Annotated in this window: 21 protein-coding genes; 9 read left to right on the top strand and 12 right to left on the bottom strand. The window is 75.1% G+C overall.

Annotation, left to right across the window (positions count from 1 at the left end; genetic code table 11):
* The 8 genes from mshC to AL2_RS25940 form a co-directional block, all read right to left on the bottom strand.
* A partial coding sequence (mshC, locus tag AL2_RS25975; protein ID WP_067637954.1) for a cysteine--1-D-myo-inosityl 2-amino-2-deoxy-alpha-D-glucopyranoside ligase occupies window positions 1–1049 on the bottom strand: 1049 nt, incomplete at its 3' end.
* 71 nt (window positions 1050–1120) lie between these two features.
* The gene (locus tag AL2_RS25970; protein ID WP_067637952.1) at window positions 1121–2065 is read right to left on the bottom strand and encodes an ABC transporter permease; all 945 of its coding nucleotides are present in this window, start codon (window positions 2063–2065) and stop codon (window positions 1121–1123) included.
* Between the two features lie 7 nt (window positions 2066–2072).
* The gene (locus AL2_RS25965; protein WP_083946914.1) at window positions 2073–3062 is read right to left on the bottom strand and encodes an ABC transporter permease; all 990 of its coding nucleotides are present in this window, start codon (window positions 3060–3062) and stop codon (window positions 2073–2075) included.
* Window positions 3059–4810, bottom strand: a complete 1752-nt coding sequence (locus AL2_RS25960; protein ID WP_083946913.1) for an ABC transporter substrate-binding protein — start codon at window positions 4808–4810, stop codon at window positions 3059–3061. Before AL2_RS25960 ends, AL2_RS25965 begins: the two co-directional genes overlap by 4 nt.
* Window positions 4811–4887: 77 nt before the next feature.
* The gene (locus AL2_RS25955; protein ID WP_067637950.1) at window positions 4888–5649 is read right to left on the bottom strand and encodes an NRDE family protein; all 762 of its coding nucleotides are present in this window, start codon (window positions 5647–5649) and stop codon (window positions 4888–4890) included.
* A gap of 48 nt (window positions 5650–5697) precedes the next feature.
* Window positions 5698–6513: an SCO1664 family protein gene (locus AL2_RS25950; RefSeq protein ID WP_067637948.1), complete on the bottom strand. Its 816-nt coding sequence runs from the start codon at window positions 6511–6513 to the stop codon at window positions 5698–5700.
* A gap of 72 nt (window positions 6514–6585) precedes the next feature.
* Entirely contained in the window at window positions 6586–7134 is a 549-nt protein-coding gene (locus AL2_RS25945) for a DUF3090 domain-containing protein (protein ID WP_067637962.1), read from the bottom strand.
* A gap of 10 nt (window positions 7135–7144) precedes the next feature.
* On the bottom strand, window positions 7145–7858 hold the full coding sequence (locus tag AL2_RS25940) for an MSMEG_4193 family putative phosphomutase (protein ID WP_067637964.1): 714 nt from the start codon (window positions 7856–7858) through the stop codon (window positions 7145–7147).
* A gap of 67 nt (window positions 7859–7925) precedes the next feature.
* Here AL2_RS25940 and AL2_RS25935 point away from each other — a divergent pair, with 67 nt between their 5' ends.
* A complete protein-coding gene (locus tag AL2_RS25935) occupies window positions 7926–8897 on the top strand; it encodes a magnesium and cobalt transport protein CorA (protein WP_067637960.1) in 972 nt (323 codons plus the stop codon).
* A gap of 10 nt (window positions 8898–8907) precedes the next feature.
* Here AL2_RS25935 and AL2_RS25930 read toward each other — a convergent pair whose 3' ends face one another.
* Window positions 8908–9534, bottom strand: a complete 627-nt coding sequence (locus AL2_RS25930; RefSeq protein ID WP_067637946.1) for a hypothetical protein — start codon at window positions 9532–9534, stop codon at window positions 8908–8910.
* Between the two features lie 131 nt (window positions 9535–9665).
* Between AL2_RS25930 and AL2_RS25925 the strand changes: the two genes are divergently transcribed.
* The 3 genes from AL2_RS25925 to AL2_RS25915 all read left to right on the top strand — a co-directional run bounded on the left by AL2_RS25925 (window position 9666) and on the right by AL2_RS25915 (window position 13279).
* Window positions 9666–10619 carry an aldo/keto reductase gene (locus tag AL2_RS25925; RefSeq protein ID WP_067637944.1) on the top strand — a complete coding sequence of 318 codons (954 nt, stop codon included), beginning with the start codon at window positions 9666–9668 and terminating at the stop codon, window positions 10617–10619.
* Entirely contained in the window at window positions 10616–12523 is a 1908-nt protein-coding gene (locus AL2_RS25920) for a helix-hairpin-helix domain-containing protein (protein ID WP_245666931.1), read from the top strand. The genes AL2_RS25925 and AL2_RS25920 overlap by 4 nt, the downstream gene beginning before the upstream one ends.
* A gap of 120 nt (window positions 12524–12643) precedes the next feature.
* Window positions 12644–13279, top strand: a complete 636-nt coding sequence (locus AL2_RS25915; RefSeq protein WP_067637942.1) for a hypothetical protein — start codon at window positions 12644–12646, stop codon at window positions 13277–13279.
* Between the two features lie 43 nt (window positions 13280–13322).
* Here AL2_RS25915 and fabI read toward each other — a convergent pair whose 3' ends face one another.
* Both fabI and fabG read right to left on the bottom strand, forming a co-directional pair.
* Window positions 13323–14108 carry an enoyl-ACP reductase FabI gene (gene fabI, locus AL2_RS25910; protein ID WP_210748792.1) on the bottom strand — a complete coding sequence of 262 codons (786 nt, stop codon included), beginning with the start codon at window positions 14106–14108 and terminating at the stop codon, window positions 13323–13325.
* 5 nt (window positions 14109–14113) lie between these two features.
* Window positions 14114–14818, bottom strand: coding sequence for a 3-oxoacyl-[acyl-carrier-protein] reductase (gene fabG / locus AL2_RS25905; protein ID WP_067637938.1), 705 nt, complete (start codon window positions 14816–14818; stop codon window positions 14114–14116).
* 151 nt (window positions 14819–14969) lie between these two features.
* Here fabG and AL2_RS25900 point away from each other — a divergent pair, with 151 nt between their 5' ends.
* Both AL2_RS25900 and AL2_RS25895 read left to right on the top strand, forming a co-directional pair.
* Window positions 14970–16469 (top strand): TldD/PmbA family protein, encoded by a 1500-nt coding sequence (locus tag AL2_RS25900; RefSeq protein WP_067637956.1) that lies wholly within the window; start codon window positions 14970–14972, stop codon window positions 16467–16469.
* Window positions 16466–17854 (top strand): metallopeptidase TldD-related protein, encoded by a 1389-nt coding sequence (locus AL2_RS25895; RefSeq protein ID WP_067637937.1) that lies wholly within the window; start codon window positions 16466–16468, stop codon window positions 17852–17854. Before AL2_RS25900 ends, AL2_RS25895 begins: the two co-directional genes overlap by 4 nt.
* Window positions 17855–17909: 55 nt before the next feature.
* Here the strand turns inward: AL2_RS25895 and AL2_RS25890 are convergent, their stop codons facing one another.
* Complete coding sequence (locus AL2_RS25890) at window positions 17910–18122, bottom strand: dodecin (protein WP_067637935.1); 213 nt, start codon at window positions 18120–18122, stop codon at window positions 17910–17912.
* Between the two features lie 90 nt (window positions 18123–18212).
* On the opposite strand from AL2_RS25890, the gene AL2_RS25885 reads away from it, so the two are divergent.
* From AL2_RS25885 to AL2_RS25875, 3 genes are all read left to right on the top strand, one after another.
* The gene (locus AL2_RS25885; RefSeq protein WP_067637933.1) at window positions 18213–18566 is read left to right on the top strand and encodes a DUF3099 domain-containing protein; all 354 of its coding nucleotides are present in this window, start codon (window positions 18213–18215) and stop codon (window positions 18564–18566) included.
* 465 nt (window positions 18567–19031) lie between these two features.
* Window positions 19032–20360, top strand: coding sequence for a protein kinase domain-containing protein (locus AL2_RS25880; protein WP_067637931.1), 1329 nt, complete (start codon window positions 19032–19034; stop codon window positions 20358–20360).
* A gap of 150 nt (window positions 20361–20510) precedes the next feature.
* A partial coding sequence (locus AL2_RS25875) for a substrate-binding domain-containing protein (protein WP_067637929.1) occupies window positions 20511–22510 on the top strand: 2000 nt, incomplete at its 3' end.

The raw sequence follows: 22510 nt of genomic DNA, 5'->3' as shown, positions 1-22510 counted from the left end.
CGGCCCGCCGCGGCCCGCCAGCGGGCGAGGCGGGCGGCGGCCTCGTCCAGCTCGGCCGGGGTCCACTCCCAGTCGGCGCGGTAGTGGTGGGCCAGCAGCGCCAGCCGGATCGCCATCGGGTCGGCGCCGGCCGCGCGCAGCTTCGACACGAACACCAGGTTGCCGCGCGACTTCGACATCTTCTCGCCGTCCAGGCCGACCATGCCGGCGTGGACGTAGGCGCGGGCGTGCGGCCGCTCCCCGGTGGCGACCTGGGCGTGCGAGGCGCTCATCTCGTGGTGGGGGAAGACGAGGTCGGAGCCGCCGCCCTCCACGTCGAACGCCATGCCGAGGTACTCGACGGAGATCGCGGAGCACTCGACGTGCCAGCCGGGGCGGCCCTCGCCGAACGGGGACTCCCAGCCGGGCTCGCCGGGGCGGCGCGCCATCCACAGCAGGGGGTCGAGAGGGTCGCGCTTGCCGGCGCGGAGCGGGTCGCCGCCGCGCTCGGCGAACAGCGGCGTCATCTCCTCGCGGTCCAGCCGGCCGACCTTCCCGAAGGACGGGTCGGAGGCGACCGGGAAGTAGACGTCGCCGTCCACCGCGTAGGCGGCGTCGCGGCCGCGCAGCTTCTCGATCATCTCGACGACGAGCGGGATCGCCTCGACCGCGCCGATGTAGTGGTCGGGCGGCAGGATCCGCAGCGCGGTCATGTCCTCGCGGAACAGCTCGATCTCGCGGTCGGCGAGCGCGCGCCAGTCCTCGCCGGTCTGCCGGGCGCGTTCCAGCAGCGGGTCGTCGACGTCGGTGGCGTTCTGCACGTAGCGGACCCGGTGGCCGAGGTCGCGCCAGACGCGGTTGACGAGGTCGAACGCGAGGTAGGTGTTGGCGTGGCCGAGGTGGGTCGCGTCGTAGGGGGTGATGCCGCACACGTACATCCGGGCCGTGTCGCCGGGGGCGGTCGGGCGCGCGGCGCCCGTCCCGGTGTCGTGCAGGGCCAGCGGACGGTCGGCGGCGGGCAGGCCCGCGTCGGGCAGGCTGGGGACTTCGGAGGCGGGCCACGATCGCATACCCGAAAGCTTATCCATGCCCAGCTAGCGGCATTACTCCGAGATCACGGCAAGTGTCCCCCGCTGTCCGCTCAGGTGAGGCGGACGCGCGGGTCCAGGACCGCGTAGCCGATGTCGACGAGCAGGTTCGCGACCGTCACCGAGAACGTCACCAGCAGCGTCACCCCGACGATCACCGGAGTGTCGCCGGCCGCGATGGACTGGTACACCAGCTGCCCCACGCCCTGCAGCCCGAACACCTTCTCGGTGACGATCGTGGAGCCGATCAGGGCGCCGAGGTCGATGCCGAGCTGGGTGACGACCGGGGTCAGCGCCGCCCGCAGCGCGTGCCGGCGGACGACGCGGCCCTCCGGCAGGCCCTTGGCGCGCGCCGTCCGCACGTAGTCCTCGCCGAGGACGTCCAGCATCGCCGCGCGGGTGAGGCGCGTGTAGGCGGCCATCATCAGGAAGGCCAGCGCGAAGCACGGCAGGACCATCCGGCGCAGGAAGTGCTCCTGCAGCGGCGGGCCGGCCTCGAAGACGTGCACGCCGCCCGCGCCGAGCCCCGCGGTGAACAGCGACAGCAGCGCCAGCGCCATCACGAACGGCGGCGTGGACAGGCCGGCCAGGACGAACACCGTGGCGGCGCGGTCCCACGGGCCCCGCGCCCGCGACGCGCCGGTGACGCCGGTGACGACGCCGCCGGCGAACCACAGCAGCGCCGCGCCCGACACCAGGCACAGCGTCGTGGGGAGGCGGGCGCCGATCAGCGCGGTGACCGGCGTCCCGTTGACGTAGGAGTCGCCGAGGTCGCCGCGCGGCAGCCGGGCGAGGAACCGCCAATACTGGACGAGGAGGGGCCGGTCCAGGCCGAGGTTGCGGCGGATCTGCTCCAGCGTCCCGGCGTCGGCGCGGGGCCCGCCGATGACGCGTTCGACCGGGACGGGCGCGACGCGCATGATCACGAACGTCAGCGTGGCCACGAGCCACAGCACGGCGGCCGCGTACAGCAGGCGGCGGACGGCGAAGCGCGGCACGGCCGGGTCACCTCCCGGCGGCGGCGCGGCCGCCGCGCGGGTCGAGTGCGTCGCGGACGCCGTCGCCGAGCAGGTTGAACGCCAGCGTGGTGGCCAGCAGCAGGACGCCGGGGACGGCGAGCAGCCACCACGCGGTGCGGAACACGTCGCCGCCCTCGCCGAGCATCGACCCCCAGCTCGGCATCGGCGGCCGCACCCCGACGCCGAGGAACGACAGCGTCGCCTCGGACACGATCGAGGCCGGGATGAGCAGCGAGGTCAGCACGGTGATCTGCGCGGCGAGGTTCGGCAGCACGTCGGTGACCATGATCCGGGCGTTGGAGGCGCCGAGGGCGCGGGCCGCCTCGATGAACTGCTGCTCCTTCAGCGCCAGCACCTGCCCGCGGATCGTGCGGCCGTAGGCGGCGAACGAGAAGAACGCGATGACCAGGACCGTCATGGCGAGGCTCGCGCCGGGCGAGGTGATCCGGAACGTGGACGCCAGCATGATCGCGACGAGCAGGTAGGGCAGCGCGAGGATCATGTCCATCAGCCGGGACAGCACGGTGTCCAGCGCGCCGCCGGCGAACCCGGCGAGCGTCCCGGCGACGGTCCCGGCGGCGGAGGCCAGCGCCGCCGCGCCGATCCCGGCGGTCAGCGAGATCCGCGCCCCGTAGGCGGCGCGGACCAGGACGTCGCGGCCGAGCTGGTCGGCGCCGAGCGGGAACCGGGCGCCGGGGCCGCGCGGCTGCCCGCCCGCGTCCAGGCCCGTCCGCGGGAACGTCGCGTCGCAGGGGTGGCCGGTCAGGTGCGCCCACAGCGGGGCCAGCGCCGCGAACGCCATGATCAGCAGCAGCACGGCGAGGGCGGCGACGGCGGGCCGGTCGCGGCGGAACCGGTCCCAGGCGAGCCGGGACGGGGTGCGGCTCTCCACCGGCCGCGGCGCGGCACCGGCGCCGGGGCCGGGGCCGGGGCCGGCGGGCGGCTTCCGCGTTCCGAGCTCGGCGTAGCCGGTCATGAGAACGTGACCTGGTTGAGGTCGTAGCCGCGGTACTGCGGCAGGTAGCGGAGGTTCTCGACGCGGGTGGAGTGGAAGATCGGGGTCCGCTGGTTGATGAGGGGCACGACCGCGGCGTCCTCCATGATGCGGTGGTCTGCCTGCGCCCAGTACCCGGACGCGGCGGCGACGTCGGGGGCGTCGAGCGCGTGGTCGATGAGCCGGTTGACGGCGGGGTCGTCGAAGCCGCCGTAGTCGCTGGAGTTGGGGCCGTAGTGGCGTCCGTCGAACAGCGGGACGATGGTGGCCCGGCCGTTGTTGCCGTACCAGTCGGGGACCCAGCCGGGCACGGCGATGTCCCATTTCCCGGCGCGGGCGCGCGCCGGTGTGACCAGGGTGGTGCTGTAGAAGGCGCCGCTGGTGTCGGGTTCGGGTTCGGCGGTGATGCCGCAGGCGGCCAGGTCGTCGGTGATGGACCGGGCGATCCGCGGATGGTTGCCGCTGAGCCGGTACGGGAACTTCAGCGTCAGCCCGCGCGGGTATCCGGCGCGGGCCAGCATCCGCCTGCACGCGCCGGGGTCTCCCCTGCCGCCGGGCGTCGGGTACAGGTCGAACCGCTGGTGGCCGACGCTGTTCGGCGGGATGACCTGGTTCAGGATCTCGGCGATGTCGGGGCCGCCGTAGATGCGCACCACCGCGGCCTTGTCGACGGCGTGGCTGATCGCCCGCCGCACCGCGGTCCTGCCGAGCGCCCCGCGGTTGTTCGGGCTGAGCGTGTTGAAGACGAGGTAGGGGTCGAGCGCCGACCCCTCCATGATCGCGAAGCCGGGGTCGGAGCGCAGCCCGGGGAGCCTCGCTGCCGGGACGGGCTGGTCCCAGGGGAGGTCGGCGGCGCCGGTCTCCAGCAGCCGCTGCACCTCGTCCGGCGAGTCGTGGCCGAGCGAGATCTCGATGCGGTCGGGGTTCTGCGCGCGGATCGGGTCGGACGCGGCCCGCCAGCTCGGGTTCTTCTCCAGGACGTACGCCTTGCCGGGCGTGTGGGAGGCGATCTGGTACGGGCCGTCGGAGATCGTGTGCCGCCGGAACCCGGCGCCGTCGGGGATGTAGCGGTCGTACTCGGCGGGCGCCGCCGCCGCGAACTCCAGCGCGAGGAGGCTGGTGAAGTCGCTCGCCGGCCGGTTCAGCCTGATCACGAGGGTCTTGGCGTCCTCGGCGACGAGCCCGGCGACCCTCGCGGTCCGCTGGTAGCGGGCCATCGCGGCGGCGCTGCCCGGGTCGACGCGGGCGTAGCCGGCGCAGAACGCGTCCATGCCGGCGATGGTCTCGACGTAGTAGGCCTTGCCGCCGGACGGGACGGCCGGGTTGCAGGTCCGCTCGATGCCGCGCACGAAGTCGGCCGCGTTCACCTCCCGGGGCGGGCCGGTGTTCCACAGCACGCCGGCGCGCAGCCGGATCGTATAGGTGCGGCCGTCCCGGCTGAGGCCGCCGTTCCGCACGGTGGGCATCTCCACCGCCACGTCGGGCCGCACGGTGACGGCCTGTTCGAAGTCGCCGGACGCCCGGTACCCGAACAGCGTCCTGGCGAACTGCCGGGCGAGCAGCCCGCCCCAGGTGGTGTACATGCTCGCGGTGTCGAGGTGGTCGACGTCGGAGGAACCCGCGACCCGGAGCGTCCCGCCGGCCACGCCCCGCTCGCCGCCCCCGCAGCCCGCCGGCATCAGCAGCAGCACCGCGGCGAGACCGGCCGCCACGGCTCTCCCCCGCGCCATCCCCGACGAAGATCGCATTAAGTAGTCAATTTAGCACCGAGCGTCATGCCGCCGCAGCCGTAACGGGGACTCGGGTCCTACAGCACCCGGGACCAGGCGGCGCCGTCGCCCGGGGCGGCGGAGAAGTCGTACCGGACGCCCCGGCCGAGCGCGACGAGGCTCACCGAGGTCGTCCCCCACACCCGCCCGTCGCCGAGGTCCAGCAGCGGCAGCAGCGCCCGGTGGTCGGCGCGGGGCAGCCCGTCGCCGTCCAGCAGCGGGAGCCACCCGCCCCACGCCCGGTCCACCGGCTCGTCCGGTCCGGGCTCGGGCCGCGGCGCGGCCGCCAGCCGCGGCCGGAAGTACGCCAGCCGCGCCGCCATGTAGGCGTCCTCGGTCTCCCCCTCCAGCTGCCCCTCGCCCTCCAGGCCGCTGTTGACGATCATGTGCAGGCCGGGTCCGAGGTCCCGCTCGGTGAGCGCCTCCCCGTCCCAGCTCCACAGCCGCACCCGGTCCGGTTCCGCGCAGACGAGGTGGAAGGGGTCGAACACGGCGAGGTCCAGCTCGCCGAGCTTGCCCTCGGCCGCGACCCGCAGCGGCAGCTCTCCCCGCGACTCCCGCGACGCCTCCGGCGCCATCCGCCCGCGCCCGTTCAGCACGACCGCGACCCGCGGCGCGTCCGGCTCGACCGCCAGCCACGTCCCGCCCGCGCGCAGGTCACGGCCCCCGACGATGCCCGGCCGGCCGGGCCAGTGCCGGCCCGGCCCCGCCCACTCCCGCGCGACGAACTCGTCCCGCACCCCCACCACGAGCACGGGCACCGGGGACGAGGGCTCCACACTGATGATCGCCGTACACATCCCCCAATTCCAGCACCTCGCCCATTTCGCCCGGAGGCGGGGGGCGCGTTAGAGCGGCGGCCAGGGGATGGCGGGCCAGTCCTCGGGCGGGTAGGGGTGGATGCGGTGCTTGAGCATCAGTTCCACGCGGCGGCGGGTGGCGTCGACCTCGTCGGCGGTGAGGAGCTCGGCGAGGCGGGCGCCGAGGGCGCCGCCGCGCAGGCCGGCGTCCACGCGGGCGAGGGCTTCGAGGGCCTCGGGGGTGAGGGGCTTGCCGCGCCACTGCCACAGGACGGTGCGGAGCTTGTACTCGGTGGAGAAGCAGACGCCGTGGTCGCAGCCGTAGACGCGGCCGTCGCCGGGCGGCAGCAGGTGGCCGATCTTGCGGTCGGCGTTGTTGACGACGGCGTCGAACACCGACATGCGGCGGATCGCCTCGTCGTCGGAGCGGGACAGGGCGACGAGGTCGACGTCGGGGTCGGGCTCCACCCAGAGCTGGACCATGCCGGGGCCGTAGGGGCCGTCGCGGTGGACGGTGGGCGGGACGGTTCCCCAGCCCATCACCTTGGAGACCTCGTAGGCGGCGACCTCCCGCTCGGCGAGGGTGCCGTCGGGGAAGTCCCACAGCGGGCGCTCGCCGGCGACGGGCTTGTAGACGCAGTTGGCGGCGCTGCCGTCGTGCTCGACGGTGCAGTACAGCGTGGCGTTGGACGCCTGGACGAGGCGGCCCTCCACCCCGAGGCGCCCGGCCGACAGCAGCCGCTCGGCGGCGGCCGCGTCGCGGGGGGACACCGGGCGTCCGCCCGTGCCGCGGCCCGCGTCGCGGCCCGCGTCGCGCTCGGCATCGCGGCCTGCGGGCGCCCGGTCGCGGGAGGACTGCGTCATGCGTTCATTCTCCCGGCCACGCCGTCCATGATCCAGCACGCGTCCATGTCGCAGTGCACCGGGACGGTCATCTCAGCCCATGTACCCGTTCTGGCGCGGGCAGACGTGCCCGTCGCCGTCCAGCGGCAGCCCGCACAGCGGGCACGGGGGGCGCCCCGCCGCGACGACCTTCAGCGCGCGCTCGGCGAACGCGCGGGCCTGCGCGGCGCTGATCCGGACCCGCAGCACCGCGATGGCCGGGTCGTCCTCGCCGACCTCGGGCTCCTCCTCGGTCTCGGTGACCTCCTGCGCCTCGATGACGACCTGCTCGTCGTCGGGGTCCCAGGCGAGCGCCATCGTGCCGACCTTGAACTCCTCCTCCACCGGCTGGTCGAGGGGGCCGTCGTCCTGGAGCTCGGACGGGGTGGCGGCGGGCACCGGGGCGTCGCCGACGCTGCGCCGCAGCACCTCGTCCAGCAGCTCCTCGAGGCGCTCGGCCAGCAGTGTCACCTGGAACTTCTCCAGCCCGACGCTGGTGACGCGGCGGCCGGCGCGGGCCTGCAGGTAGAAGGCGCGGTCGCCGGGCCGCCCGACGGCGCCGGCGACGAACCGCTCCGGCCGGTCGTAGGAGATGACGGGCATGACACCGACCCTACGCGCCGCCGCCGACGGGCGCGTCACTCGTCCCGGGTCCGTCTTCTCCGGAGCCTTCCACCGGCGGTCGCGGAACCAGTGCGGCCACATCGCCGCCGGTGTCGTTGAGCCGGACGACGAACGGCCGCGTCTCGGTGTAGCGGATCGCGGTGAGCGACGCGGGGTCGGCCTGGATCCGCTGGAACTGGTCCAGGTGGAGGCCGAGGGCGTCGGCGACCACCGACTTGATGATGTCGCCGTGGCTGCACACCGCGTACAGGGCGTCCGGGCCGTGCTCGGCGGCGATGCGCTCGTTCCAGTCGCGGACGGCGCTCACGGCGCGGTGCTGCGCGGCGGCCAGGGCCTCCCCGCCCTCGCCGGGGAAGCGGGCGGCGCTCGGGTGCGCCTGCACGACCCGCCACAGCGGCTCCTCGGCGAGCTCCTTGAGGGGGCGGCCCGTCCAGTCGCCGTAGCGGACCTCGCCGAACCGCTCGTCGGTCTCGACCTTCTCGACGGGCGGGGCGTGCCCGGCGGCGATCGCCGCGGCGGTCTCGGCGCAGCGTTCGAGGGGGCTGGACACGACGGCGGCGAGCGGGAGGGACGCGAGCCGGGCGGCGAGCGCGGCGGCCTGGGCGCGGCCGCGGTCGTCGAGGCGGACCCCGGGCGTCCATCCGGCGAGCACCGGGCCGGTCATCGCGGTCAGGCCATGCCTCACCAGGAGAAGGGTCGTCACGGCGGCCACTCTAGGAGATGCCCGGCATACGGGCGGCGGGCGGTGCGGATGCGCGACAATGCGTGCCGTGATCGTGGACAAGGCCATCTACGCGGGCGGGACGCGCCGCGACATCGACGGTGACATCAGCGACGCCTTCGACCTGGCCCGCGAGGACGGCGACTGCTTCCTGTGGATCGGCCTGTTCGAGCCCGACGAGGACGAGTTCGAGCTGGTCAAGGACGAGCTGAACCTGCATCCGCTGGCCGCAGAGGACGCCGTGTCCGCGCACCAGCGGCCCAAGCTGGAGCGCTACGACGACACGCTGTTCTTCGTGCTGAAGACGCTGTCCTACATCGACGCGACGTCCGACATCGAGGTCGGCGAGATCATGATCTTCCTCGGCCGGGACTTCGTCGTCACCGTCCGGCACGGCTCCGGGAACCCGCTCGGCCCGGTCCGAACGCGGCTGGAGGAGTCGCCGGAGCTGATCAAGCACGGCGCCGCCGCCGTCCTGTACGCGGTGTGCGACGAGGTCGTCGACCGGTACGGGCTCGTCGCGCACGAGGTGGAGGTCGACATCATCGGGCTGGAGCGGGCCGTGTTCGACCCGGGAGCGCGGGACGTCACCGCCGACATCTACTCCCTCAAGCGGGAGGTGCTGGAGTTCCGCAGCGCCGAGGACCCGCTCGTCCCGGTGCTGCAGGAGATCGTCAAGGGCCGGGTCGCCGAGTGCGGCTCCACCCGCGAGTACTTCCGCGACGTCCTGGACCACCTGCTGCGCGTGGACGGGCAGGTCGACGCGCACAACGAGCTGCTCAACAGCGTGCTGACCGCGCATCTGGCGCTGCTCGGCAAGCAGCAGAACGAGGACATGCGCAAGATCTCCGCGTGGGCGGCGATCATCGCGGTGCCGACCGCGATCGCGGGGATCTACGGCATGAACTTCGACCACATGCCGGAGCTGCACTGGCTGTGGTCCTACCCGGCGGTGCTGGCGGTGATGGCGGTCGTGTGCGTGCTGCTGTTCCGGCGGCTCCGCAAGAGCGGCTGGCTCTGACGCGGGCGCCTCAGGGCGCGCCGTCGAGCGCGGACGGCGGGGCGGCGAGCAGCACGGCCCACAGGTGCGACTCGGCGCCCTGCGACTCCAGCCTCCGCCGCATCCGCTCCACGCCGCCGCGGGTGGGCAGCGCCAGCCACAGCAGCAGCGGGTAGCCGACCGCGAACCCGGCGACGAACACCAGCTCGCTGTGCCCGACCATCGCCAGCGGCAGTCCGAGCAGGATGACGCCCTCCGCCAGCGCGAACCGCAGCAGCACCGCCTGCCGGAACATCAGCAGCGCGGCCCGCGCCGCCGCGGCGGGCGCGGCCTGCTCGGCGCCCGGCTGCATCGGGCGCGGCGCGCGCGGCCCGGCCAGCAGCGCCACCAGCGCGGCGGCGGCGAGCGGCGCGTAGATCCAGGGGGGCGCGTCCGCCCGGCCGTCCTGCACGATCAGCGGCATGATCGCCAGGATGAGGACGGGCGCGGCGAGCAGGACGAGCATCATCGCGCGCAGCCGCCCGAGCTCGGTCGCGGTGCGCAGCGAGGCGAGGTAGCCGGGGTCGTCGCCCGGTCCCGCGCCGAACACCGGCGCCACGTCCGGGCCGTCGCCGTCCGGCGACTTCGGCGAGTACATCGAGAACGGGGGTGGCGCCATGGCTGCGCACTTTAGCCGGGCGGCGGTCCCCGGCAATAGATCCCACCAGGATCTTTGCGCGGGGTGCGGAACCGGTGCGGCCGATTGCTCACTTTCCGCGCGCCCGGCGCCGCCCGCTAGATTGGCCGCCTATGAAGGAGCGTCACCTCGGGCGGAGCGGGCTGCTGGTCTCCCGGCTGGGCCTCGGCACCATGACCTGGGGGCAGGACACCGACCCGGACGAGGCCGCGGCGCAGCTCGCCGCGTTCGCGGACGCCGGGGGCACGCTGGTGGACACCGCCGACGTCTACAACGACGGCGCCGCCGAGCTGATCCTCGGCCACCTGCTGCGCGACGCCTTCGACCGGGACGGCCTGGTGATCGCGACGAAGGCCGCGATCCGGCCGAACGGCCGCTACGACGGCTCCCGGCGGCACCTGCTGCGCGCCCTGGACGCCTCCCTGGACCGGATGGACCTGGACCACGTCGACCTGTGGCAGCTGCACGTCTACGACCCGGCGACGCCGCTGGAGGAGACGCTGTCGGCGCTGGACGAGGCGGTCGCGTCCGGCCGCACCCGCTACGTCGGCGTGTCGAACTACGCGGGCTGGCAGGTCGCCAAGGCGGCGGCGTGGCAGCGCGCCTGGCCGGGCCGCGCCCCGGTCGTGTCCGCGCAGCTGGAGTACTCGCTGCTGCGCCGCGACATCGAGCGCGAGGTGGTGCCGGCCGTGCTGGACGCCGGGGCGGGGCTGCTGCCGTGGTCGCCGCTCGGCCGGGGCGTGCTCACCGGCAAGTACCGCACCGGCATCCCCGCCGGGTCGCGCGCCGCCGCCCCGCACTTCGCCGATTTCGTCCAGCCGTACCTGGACGAGGAGTGCGCCCGGATCGTGGAGTCGGTGGTGACCGCCGCCGAGGGCCTCGGCCGCTCGCCGCTCGCGGTGGCGCTGGCATGGGTCCGCGACCGCGAGGGCGTCGCCGCGCCGATCGTGGGCGCGCGCACCGCCGCGCAGCTCGGCGCGATCCTGGAGAGCGAGGACGTGACGCTGCCGAACGAGATCCGCGGCGCACTCGACGACGTTTCCGACACCGCAACGGGAAGCCCGTGACCGACACCCCTGACCAGCAGCCCGACCAGCAGCCCGACCGGCTCTCGCCCGCCGAGCGGGCCGCGCGCGCCGCCGCGGCCATGCGCGCCGCGGAGGCCGCCGCCGGGGCCCTGGACGATCGCGCCGCCGCGGAACCCGCCCGGCCGCCGACCCAGGCGCCGCCGCGCGAACCGGCGCCGAGCGCGCAGGATGGCCTGCGCGCCCTGTCGGAGCTGCTCGCCGCGGCGGGGGCGCCCGCGGCGCTCGCGGCCGGCGCCGCCGCCCGGCTCGGCCCGGACGCCGCCGGCCAGTTGCGCGCCGACCCGTGGCGGCTGCTGCGCGTCCCCGGCGTCCGGCCGCCGCAGGCCGACCACTTCGCGCGGACCGTCCTCGGGCCGGACGCCGGGCCCGGCGACGTCCGGCGCGGGCGGGCGCTCGTGCTGCACCTGCTGACCGAGGCGGCGCGCGGCGGGCACACGGTCACGCCCGCCGCCGAGGTGATGTCCGCGCTGGAGCGCGCGGGGGTGCCCGACCCGCGCGGCGCCGTGGAGGCCGCGCTGGACGAGGCCGAGGTCCTGTCCCTCACCGAGGAGCCGGAGTTCGGCGAGGAGTCCTTCGAGGAGGACGCCGAGCCGGACGAGCCCGAGGAGATGCTCGGCGCGGCGCGGTGGGCGCTCGCCGAGGAGGCCGCCGCCGAGGCGTTCCAGCGGCTCACGCTGACCGCCGCGCCGCTGCTGGACGACGCGGCCGTCAAGGGCCTGCGGGACGGGCTGCCGGAGGACCGGTCGCTCGCGCTGACCGCCGCGCTCCGCACCGGGGTGAGCATCCTGCGCGGTGCGCCCGGCGGCCTCGCGGCGGCCGTCGCCGGCATCGCCGGCGCCGCCGCGGGCGAGGGCCTGCGGACCGCCGTCGCCGCCCCCACCGACCGCGCCGCCGCGGACCTGGCCGCCCCCGAGGGGGTCACCGTAACCAGCCTGCACCGGCTCCTGGAGCCCCGCGACGATCCGGCCGCCGCTCCCGGCGCCGTCGTCTACGGGCGCGGCGAGCGGAACCCCCTCGACCTCGACCTGGTCATCGTGACCGGCGCCGCCGCGCTCGACGTCGAGCTGTGCGCGGTGCTCGGCGAGGCGTGCCCCGACGGCGCCCACCTGGTGCTGTGCGCCGGGCCGGGCGACGCGCCGCCCGCCGGGCCCGGCCGCCCGCTGGACGACCTGGAGGCGTCCGAGACCGTCCCCGTCGTCGCGCTGGACGCCGCGCCGCCGTCCGATCCGCTCGGGGCGCTCACCGAGGCGGTGCGCGGCGGCGAGCTCGCCGCCGTGGACGCGCCCGGCCGGGAGGTCGTCATCGTGCCCGCCGCCGACCCCGGTGAGGCGGTGCACCGGGCGGTCCAGCTCGTCACCGACTCGATCCCCCGCGCGCTCGGCATCCCGGCCGGGGACGTCCTGGTCGTCGCGCCCGCCGCGGGCGGCCCGGCGGGCGCGGGCGCGCTGAACGCGGCGCTCAAGGCCCGGCTGAACCCCGGCCCCGGCGCGTTCGGCGGGATGGACCCCGGCGACCGCGTGGTCGTCGCGGCGCCGCTCCCCCAGGCGGCGGTCGGCGAGACCGGCGTGGTGACCGGCGGCGGCCCGCACGGCCTCGACGTCGAGTTCCCCGCCGGCCCGGCCGTGGTCGCGCCGGCGGACGCGTCCCGGCTGCGGCACGGCTGGGCGGTGCCGGTCGCGCGGGCGCGCGGGACGCGCCGCCCGGCGGTCGTCGCGGTCATGACCGCCGAGGGCCTGTCGCGGCCGCTGGTGGCCACCGCGTTCGGGCTCGCGCGCCGGCACCTGTCGGTCGTGCAGGCGGCCGGGCCCGCGCTGGCCAGGGCCGTCCGCGAGGACGGGGCGCCGCCGCGGCGCACCAGGCTGGCGACGCTGGTGGTCCAGTGAGGCCATGACGGGGTAAAGAAACCCCCGTGTCGCGGTTTACGGACGGCCCCGTATGGGACACGATGTCAACAGGGTCAGGCAGTAGCGGGTCTCAGGCACGGCATCGGGTGGAGGGGCGACATGCGCCAGCGGCTCAGGCGGATCGGTTCGGCTTCGGCGGCGGTCTCGGCGGGTGCGCTCGTCCTGGTGCTGGCCGCCCCGGCGGCGGACGCCGCGGCGGCGGAGACGTGCAAGAAGGGCGTCGACCCCGAGAGCACGATCGAGAACTGGAAGTGCAACCTCGGCAACCTGCGCGAGGCGCTCACCCCGAAGAGCCCCACGCCGACGCCGACGCCCACGCCGAAGAAGACCAGCGCGAACAAGACGAAGAAGACCACGAAGAGCACGCCGGGCAAGGCTCCCGCAACGGCGCCGCGCAGCCCGTCGGTGGGCGGCGGCGGGGCCGCGGCACCGTCCGGGCCGGCGCCCATGAGCGACGTGAAGGGCCTCAAGCCGTACTCCGGCGAGGCGCCGTCCGCCGGCCTGCCCGGCGTCCTGCCCACCCCGGAGATCGCGGCCGACCCGAACGCCTACCGGAACCCGTCCGGCGGCACCGCGGCGATGCCGCAGACGCGCCTCATCTCCCCCGTCGCCGCCGGCGGGCGCGACGACGGACAGCTGCTGCTCGTCGCCGCCGCGGCGGGCGCCGCCGGAGCCGTCGGCGCCCTCAACCTCAGCGTCGCCGGCCGCGCCTTCCGCCGCCGCAGGGCGCGCTAGCCGGCCGGGCCGGCCGCGGGGCCGCAGGCGGCCCCGCGCGCGGCTAGTACGCGGCGCCGATGGCGTGGAGGCCGCCGTCGACGTGGACGATCTCGCCGGTGGTGGCGGGGAACCAGTCCGACAGCAGCGCCGCGCACGCGCGGGCGGTCGGCTCGCTGTCCTTGATGTCCCAGCCGAGCGGGGCCGCCTTCGGCCACATGTCCGTCATGCCCTCGAAGCCGGGGATGCTCTTGGCAGCCATCGTGGCGAGCGGCCCGGCGGCGACGAGGTTGACGCGGATGCCCTGCGGGCCGAGGTACTTGGCCAGGTAGCGGGCGCACGACTCCAGGCCGGCCTTCGCCACGCCCATCCAGTCGTACACCGGCCACGCCTTGGTGGCGTCGAAGTCCAGGCCGACGACCGAGCCGCCGTCCTTCATCAGCGGCAGGCACGCCGTCGTCAGCGACTTCAGCGAGTACGCGGAGGCGTGCACGGCGGTCGCCACGTCCTCCCAGGGCGTCTCCAGGAAGTTGCCGCCGAGCGCGGTCTGCGGCGCGAACCCGATCGCGTGGACGACGCCGTCGAGGTGGTCGAAGCCCTGCTCGCGCAGGTTGCCGCTCAGGGCGTCGAGCTGCTCGGTGTTCATCACGTCCAGTTCGATCACCGGCGGCGGGTCGTCCGGCCCGGACGGCAGCCGCTTGGCGGTCCGCTGCGTCAGCGTCGGCCGCGGGTAGGCGGTCAGCACCACCTCGGCGCCCTGCTCCTGCGCGATCCGCGCGACGTGGAAGCCGATGGAGGCGTCGGTGAGGACGCCGGTCACCAGGATGCGCTTGCCTTCGAGGATTCCCATGATCGTCAGTGCCCCATTCCCAGTCCGCCGTCGACCGGGATCACGGCCCCGGTGATGTAGGCGGCGTCCTCACTCGCCACGAACCGGACCGCCTTCGCGATCTCCTCCGGCTTCGCGATCCGCCCCAGCGGGACCGCGGCCGTGATGGCCTTGTGCTGGTCCTCGCTGAGGACCGCCGTCATGTCGGTGTCGACGAACCCCGGCGCCACCACGTTGACCGTGATGTTGCGGGAGCCGAGCTCGCGGGCGAGGGAGCGGGCGAACCCGACCATGCCCGCCTTGGACGCCGCGTAGTTGGACTGCCCCGGCGAGCCCATCAGCCCCACGACCGAGGAGACCAGCACGATCCGGCCGGTGCGCTTGCGCATCATGCTCTTCACGGCGCGCTTCGCGACCCGGAACGAGCCGGTCAGGTTGGTGTCGAGCACCGAGGTGAACGACTCCTCGCTCATGATCGCGAGAAGGGTGTCCTTGGTGATCCCCGCGTTGGAGACGACCACCTCGACCGGGCCCTGCTCGGCCTCGACCTTGCTGAACGCGGCGTCGACGTCCTCGGCGTCGGTGACGTCGCAGCGGACGCCGAACAGCCCCTCGGGGGGCTCGCCCGACCGGTAGGTGACGGCGACCGCGTCGCCCGCCGCGGACAGCTCGCGGGCGATGGCCAGGCCGATGCCCCGGTTCCCGCCGGTCACGAGGACAGAGCGACTCATCACGGACCCTCTCGTCGACTTTCGTACTCGGGTGACTGCGGGACGACCCTAGCGGCCCGCACCGCACCCTGCGGATGTGCCGAACCGACAAGATCCGCTCACCCCGGTTTGTTCGCGATCCCCAGGGGGCCGGACGGGTAGGTTGCTGAAGGTGCATGACATCGATCCCGCCTTCACCGCGCTGCCGCTTCGCGCGCTGGCCGACGCGGCCCTGACCCGGGCCCGGGAGCTGGGCGCCGAGCACGCCGACTTCCGCCTCGAACGCATCCGCAGCCAGACGCTCCGGCTGCACGACGCCGCCCTGGAGACCGCCCTGGACGCCGACGACGTCGGCCTGTCGGTCCGGGTCGTCAAGGACGGCACCTGGGGCTTCGCCGCCGGCATCGACCTGACACCGGACGGGGCGGCGCGCGTCGCCGCGCAGGCCGTCGAGGTCGCGGCCGTCGCGAAGCCCGTCAACCGCGAGCCCATCGAGCTGGCTCCCGAACCCGTCCACGGCGAGCGGACCTGGGTCTCGGCGTACGAGACCGACCCGTTCGACGTGCCGACCGCGGACAAGATCGCGCTGCTGGCCGGGTGGAGCCGCCGGCTGCTCGGCGACGACCGCGTCGACCATGTGGACGCGACGCTCCTGCAGGTCAAGGAGAACAAGTTCTTCGCCGACCTCGCCGGGACCGTCACCACCCAGCAGCGCGTCCGGCTGCACCCGGTCGTGAACGCCGTCGGCATCGGCGACGGCGTGTTCGACACGATGCGGACGCTGGCGCCGCCCGCCGGGTACGGGTGGGAGTGGCTGTCCGGCGCGCACTGGGACTGGGACGGCGAGCTGGCCCGCATCCCCGAGCTGCTCGCCGAGAAGCTCGCCGCGCCGTCGGTCGACCCGGGCGAGTACGACGTGGTCGTCGACCCGTCCAACCTGTGGCTGACGATCCACGAGTCGATCGGGCACGCCACCGAGCTGGACCGGGCGCTCGGCTACGAGGCCGCCTACGCCGGCACCTCGTTCGCCACGCCCGACAGGCTCGGCAGCATGCAGTACGGCTCCAAGGCCATGAACATCACCGGGGACCGCACCACCGAGCACGGCCTCGCCACCATCGGCTACGACGACGAGGGCGTGCGGACGCAGTCGTTCGCCATCGTGTCCGAGGGGCTGTTCACCGGCTACCAGACCGACCGGCGCATCGCCCGCCTCACCGGCGCCGAGCGCTCCAACGGCTGCGCGTTCGCGGACTCGGCGTCCAGCATGCCGATCCAGCGGATGGCGAACGTCTCGCTCCAGCCCGCCGAGGGCGGCCCGTCCACCGACGAGCTGATCTCCGGCGTGCGGCGCGGCATCTACATCGCCGGCGACAAGAGCTGGTCGATCGACATGCAGCGGTACAACTTCCAGTTCACCGGGCAGCGCTTCTACAGGATCGAGAACGGGCGGCTGGCGGGGCAGCTCCGCGACGTCGCGTACCAGGCCACCACGACCGACTTCTGGAACTCGATGGAGGCGGTCGGCGGCCCGCAGACGTACGTGCTGGGCGGCGCGTTCAACTGCGGCAAGGGCCAGCCGGGGCAGGTCGCGCCGGTCAGCCACGGCTGCCCGTCCGCGCTGTTCCGCGGCGTCAACATCCTCAACACGCTGAAGGAGGCGGGCCAGTGAGCGGGATCCGGCCGCAGGAGGCCGTCGAGCGGGCCCTGGCGCTGTCCCGGACGGACGACTGCATCGTCATCGCCGACGAGTCGAGCACCGCCAACCTGCGGTGGGCGGGCAACACCCTCACCACCAACGGGGTGACCCGCTCAAGCCGCCTCACCGTCATCGCGCTGCGCGGCACCGCGGACGGGGTCGCGGCGGGCGTGGTGTCGCGGGCGGCGGTCGGCGCCGACGGCATCGAGGACCTGGTGCGCGCCGCCGAGGCCGACGCCGCCGGCAACGACCCCGCCGAGGACGCCCGGCCGCTGGTCGCCGAGGGCCCGGCGGGCGCCGGCGGGTGGGACGGCGACCCGGCCGAGACCGGCATCGGCGTGTTCGAGGGCTTCGCGCCCGCGCTCGGCGAGGCGTTCGCCGCCGCGCAGGCCGGCGACCGGCGCCTGTACGGGTTCGCCAACCACGTCCTGACCTCGACGTTCCTCGGCACGTCGGCGGGGCTGCGGCTGCGGCACGACCAGCCGACCGGGCTGCTGGAGCTGAACGCCAAGGGAGCGGGCGGGTCGGCGTGGGCCGGCGTCGGCACGCGGGACTTCACCGACGTGGACGTCGCGGCCCTCACCGGCGACCTCGGCCGGCGGCTGGACTGGGGCGAGCGGCGCGTCGACCTGCCCGCCGGGCGGTACGAGACGATCCTGCCGCCGTCCGCCGTCGCCGACCTGATGATCTACCTGTACTGGTCGGCGGGCGCGCAGGACGCCCACGACGGCCGGACGGTGTTCAGCGCGCCCGGCGGCGGCACCCGCGTCGGGGAGCGGCTCGCGAGCCTGCCCGTCACGCTGTCCAGCGACCCGGCCGCCGCCGGGCTGGAGTGCGCCCCGTTCGTCATCGCGCACGCCTCCGGCCGCGAGTCGTCGGTGTTCGACAACGGCCTCCCGCTCGGCGCCACCGACTGGATCCGGGACGGGGAGCTCGCCTCCCTCACCCAGACCCGGCACTCGGCGGAGCGGACCGGGCTGCCGGTCACCCCGTCCGTCGACAACCTGGCACTGGCCGGGCCGGGCGGCGGCGCCACGCTGGAGGAGATGGTGGCCCGCACCGAGCGCGGGCTGCTGCTGACGTGCCTGTGGTATATCCGGGAGGTCGACCCGCAGAGCCTGCTGCTGACGGGCCTCACCCGCGACGGCGTCTACCTCGTCGAGGACGGCGAGGTCGTCGGCGCGGTGAACAACTTCCGGTTCAACGAGAGCCCCGTCGACCTGCTGTCCCGGCTCGCCGAGGTCGGTGAGACGGGGCCGGCGCTGCCGCGCGAGTGGTCCGACTACTTCACCCGCGCCGCGATGCCGCCGATCCGTATCGGCGACTTCAACATGTCGACGGTGTCGCAGGCGTCCTGACGTCCCGCAGGGCCCGCCCCCCGGCCCGGGGGGCGGGCCCTGGCCGTCTCCGGGCTCAGGTGTCCTCCAGGCGGAACCCGACCTTCATCGTGACCTGGAAGTGGGCGACCTCCCCGTCCTCGATCTGGCCGCGGACCTCGGTCACCTCGAACCAGTCCAGGTGGCGGAGGGTCTGCGAGGCGCGCCTGACGCCGTTGCGGATCGCGGTCTCGACGGACTCCGGGGAGGTCCCCACGATCTCCGTCACCCGGTACGTGCGATCGGTCATCTCGTTCCTCCAGAGGCGTGCTCTGATCCGTACTGTGATTTGACCCGTACTGCCATGGCAGGTCCGACTCCATGGGCTTACCGTGGAAAGGTGAAGGTCAATCCCCGCCACCACCAACGGGAGCCGGAGGTCTACACGGTCACCGACGCTCCCCGGCCCATGTCGGAGGACATCGGCTACCGGCAGCGCCGGTACCTGATCTCCATGGGAATCCGCACCCTGTGCTTCATCGGGGCGGTCGCGGGCGCGCCGTGGTGGCTCGCGGTGCTCATGGTGATCGGCGCCGTCCTGCTCCCCTACATCGCGGTGGTCTTCGCGAACGGGGGGCGGGAGCCGACGGCGTCGGCCGCCTTCGACGACCGCGCGAATCCGGAGCACCCCGGATCGGGCCTGGAGTCGGGACAGAAGCCCGATTCCGGACAGCGACCGGAAATCGGGTCGTGACATTCTCTTGACTAACCGCGGGGGGTTTCGGTGTACGATTTGTACCGGCGCTCTGGTCCCCCGTCGGAGCGCCCGTGCCGGTGTTCCGGGCCCCCGTCGGAACACCGATGATGCGGCGCCGGGTGGATTGCCCCCGTATCCACCCGGCGCCGCTTTTCAATGTCCGGGGGCTCTCCTGGGAGTTCCGCGGCCCGCGGCAGGCGTTCCGCTGACCCGGTCTTGACCCTCACGGCCCAGCGGAAGCACATTCGCGCGGGCTCGGCAAGGCCCGGCGGCGGCCTGCTCCGGCCACCGGCCGAAATCCGGTCGATCCGAACTTTTCGCCCGCGAATCCGTCATGCGGCGCGGCGTCCCGGGCCGGGGGCCCCTCCCTCGGCGCGGCGGGGCGCGGACCGATCCGTTCCGGGCCGCGCTGCGTACTGCTGAGCGGCGACAACACCATCTCCGCGCACGAGGCGAGGTCCCGTGGACCCAGGATTCCGGCTGGACGGCCGCTACCGCATGGAACGACGCGTCGGACGGCGCGGCCCGGCCCAGGTGTGGTGCGCGCGCGACGAGCTGCTCGCCCGCCGCGTCGCGGTGGCGCTCGTCGGCGTCCCGCGGTCGCAGCGGACGCTGCGGCGCCGGCTGCGGGACTCCGCCCGCGCCGCCGCCGCGCTCGCCCACCCGGGCATCGTGACCACCTACGACTACGGCGAGACCGACTATGGCGAGACCGGCCAGAGCGAGACCGGCGGCGCCGATGGGGACTCCCTCACCTACGTGGTGACCGAGTATCTGGCCGGCGAGTCCCTGGCGGCGCGGCTGGAGCACGGCCTGCCGTGCGCGCAGGAGGCCGCCGCCGTGTGCGCGCAGGTCGCGGACGCTCTGGCCGCCGTCCACTCCTGCGGGGTCGTGCACGGCGATCTGAGGCCCGGGCAGGTGTTCCTCACGGAGGACGGCGTGAAGCTCCTCGGGCTCGGCGTCACCGGAGCACCCGACGGGGCGGACGACGGGGCGGACGACGGGGCGGAGGGCGAGGAGGCGCGCGAGGAGGCGGGGCAGGCCGAGGACGTGCGGGCGTTCGGCGCGGTCCTCGCCGCATGCCTGCCGGACGCCGGCGCGCCGCCGGCGGGCGGGCTGCCTGCGGAGCTGGCCGGGCTGGCCGCCCGCTGCCGCGCGCCCGAGCCCGCCGACCGGCCCTCGGCCGCCGAGACGGCCCGCGCGCTGGCCGCGCACGTCACCGGGCCCGCCGTCCGCCCGCCGGCCGCGGCTCCCGGCGCGCGGCGCGGGTTCCGCCGGGTCCGGCGCGGGGCGGCGCTGGCCGGCGCGGCCGCGGCGGTGCTGGCGCTGCTGCTCGCCCCGCTCGTGGTGATCATGTCGTCGCTGCGGGACTCCCCCGGCGGCGTCGCGCTGCCCGCGCCGCCGCGCCGGTCGGCGCCGCCGCTCGCGCCGCCGGACGATCCGGGCGGGCGGCCGACGGCCGCCGCCGTCCCGCCCCCGCCCGCGCGCACGGCCCGTCCCGCGGTCCCGGCGGCGGACGCGCGGGCGCTGGCGGTCGGCGCGCTGTCCCGGATGCGCCGCGACATCGACGTGGGGATGGCGGCGGGCGAGGTCGAGCCCCGGTTCGGCAGCGACCTGGCGACCCGGGTCACCACGCTGCTCAACGAGGTGGACCAGGGCGAGCCGGTGGACCTGCCGCGCCGGGTCGCGCGGCTGCGGGCGGTCCTGGCGGGACGGGCGCCGGGCGAGGTGTCGCCCGGGCGGGCCGCCGGGCTGTCCGCGCTGCTCGACGGGATCCCCGTCAGGCCCTGAACGGCCAACCCCTTGACGGACGGCGTCGATGAGACGAACATCACACCTGGTCCTTCTGAGACATATCGATGATGTGTCTCACGAACGGCCCGTTACGACACGGCGCGACACGGCCCGGCATCACCCCCGTCCGGGCCACGGAGGTCGGCGATGAGCGGACACGACGACGTGCCCGAGTGGGCACCGCGGAACCTGCCGGAGAGCGGGGGATTCGACGTGCCCCCCGTCTTCCTCGGCGCCTCCGATCCGGGCGGCGCCCCCCGCGGCCGGCGGGAGCCGCCGCGAGCCGGGACCGGCGAGCCGTTCGACGCGTTCCGCCGCCCGGAGCGTGCTCCCCGCCCGCCCGGCCCGGCGCACGCCGCCGCGAAACCGGCCCGCCGGCGCTGGGAGCCCGGCGGGGGCCGCGCGCCGCGCCGCATCGGCGGCGTCCTGCTCGGCCCGCTGGCGGGCGCGGTCGGCCTGGTCCTGCTCTCCGGCGCCGGCGCCTACGCGCTCACCACGGCGGGCGACGGATGCTCCGGCGACGACGCGGTCACGGTCGGGGTCGCGGTGGCGCCGGACGTCGCGCCCGCGGTGATCCGCGCGGCGGGCCGGTTCAACGACGCCCGGCACGAGGTGCACGGGCGCTGCGCCCGCGCGCGGGTGCGCACCACCGACCCGGACGCCGTCGCGACGCTGCTGTCCGGCAAGGGCGTGGCCGGGGTGACCGAGAAGCCGGACGTCTGGATCCCGGACTCGTCCCTGTGGGTCAAGCTCGTCGAGGGCTCCGAGCAGACCGGTACGGCGGGGGCGCTCACCGCGCTCGGCGGGCTCGCCGACACCCCGATCGTCCTGGCGATGCCGCGCGGGCTCGCCGTCCAGCTGCGGAACCTGGGCGCGCCGGAGCAGCCGTCCTGGACCGAGCTGCTGGCCGCGGCCGGGACGGCCCCGGGCGCCGGGCAGGACCCCGCGGCCGGGGACGGCGTGATCCCGCCGCGGCTGTTCCGGCTGCAGGTCCCCGATCCCGACCGCAGCGCCACCGGCATGGGCACGCTCATGCTCGCCGGCGCGCTGCTGGCGCGGGCCCCCGGCGGCGAGGCCGGCTTCGCCGGCGTCGTGCGGACCGTCCGGGAGGGCGTCGCCGTCTCGGTCAAGGCGGAGTTCGACGCGTTCGATCCCGCCGTCGGCAAGGACAAGGCCGACCGCTACCCGGTCGCGCTGGCGCCCGAGCAGGCGGTGTTCGGCTACAACTCCCGGCGCCCGGCCGAGCCGGCGGTCGCGGTGTACCCGGCGGAGGGGACGGTCTTCCTCGACCACCCCGTCACCGTCCTGTCGAAGGACCCGGCCAAGGCGGACGCGGCGCGGCTGCTCTGGAAGGCGCTGTCGGCGGACGCCACCCGCGACGACGTCCAGCGGCTCGGGTTCCGGGCGCCCGGCGGCGCGGCGCACGCGGGCTTCTCCGCGAAGAACGGCCTGAGCCCGCGCGCGCCGAAGGCGCTCCCCGCGCCGTCCGCCGCCGAGGTGAGCCGGACCATGCAGGCGTGGGCGCAGCTGGCGCTGAGCATCCGGATGCTGAGCATCATCGACGTGTCCGGGTCCATGGACCAGAAGATCGCGCCGGGCGTCACGCGGCTGCAGGCCACGATCCGGACGGCGCAGGGCGGGCTGTCCCTGCTGCCGGACGACAGCGAGCTCGGGCAGTGGATCTTCTCCACCGAGCTGGGGGGCGGCCGGGACTGGCGCGAGCTGGTCAGCGTCGGGCCGCTCGGCCAGCGGCTCGGGTCCGCCACCCGGCGCCAGCGCATGCTGAGCGCGTTCGCCCAGATCAGGACCAAGGAGCACGGCGACACCGGCCTGTACGACACGGTCATGGCGGCGTTCGACTACATGAAGCGGACCTACAAGCCGGAGTACGTGAACTCCATCCTGCTGTGGACGGACGGCAAGAACGAGGACCCCGGCGGCCCCTCGCTCGCCGAGACGCTCGAGCACATACGCCGCGAGTACGACCCGGAGCGCCCCGTCCTGATCAACATGTTCGGCAACGGCGACGACGTCGACATCAACGAGCTGCGGCAGATCGCGCGGCTCACCCACGGCGACGCCTACGTCGCCGAGACTCCCGGTCAGGTCCAGGCCCTGTTCCTCAAGGCGCTGTCCCAGCGGGTCGG

The sequence above is a fragment of the Actinomadura latina NBRC 106108 genome (assembly GCF_001552195.1).
Lineage (GTDB): Bacteria > Actinomycetota > Actinomycetes > Streptosporangiales > Streptosporangiaceae > Spirillospora > Spirillospora latina.
The sequence above is the reverse complement of the archived record's forward strand: the minus strand, read 5'-3'. Positions and strand labels throughout refer to the sequence as shown.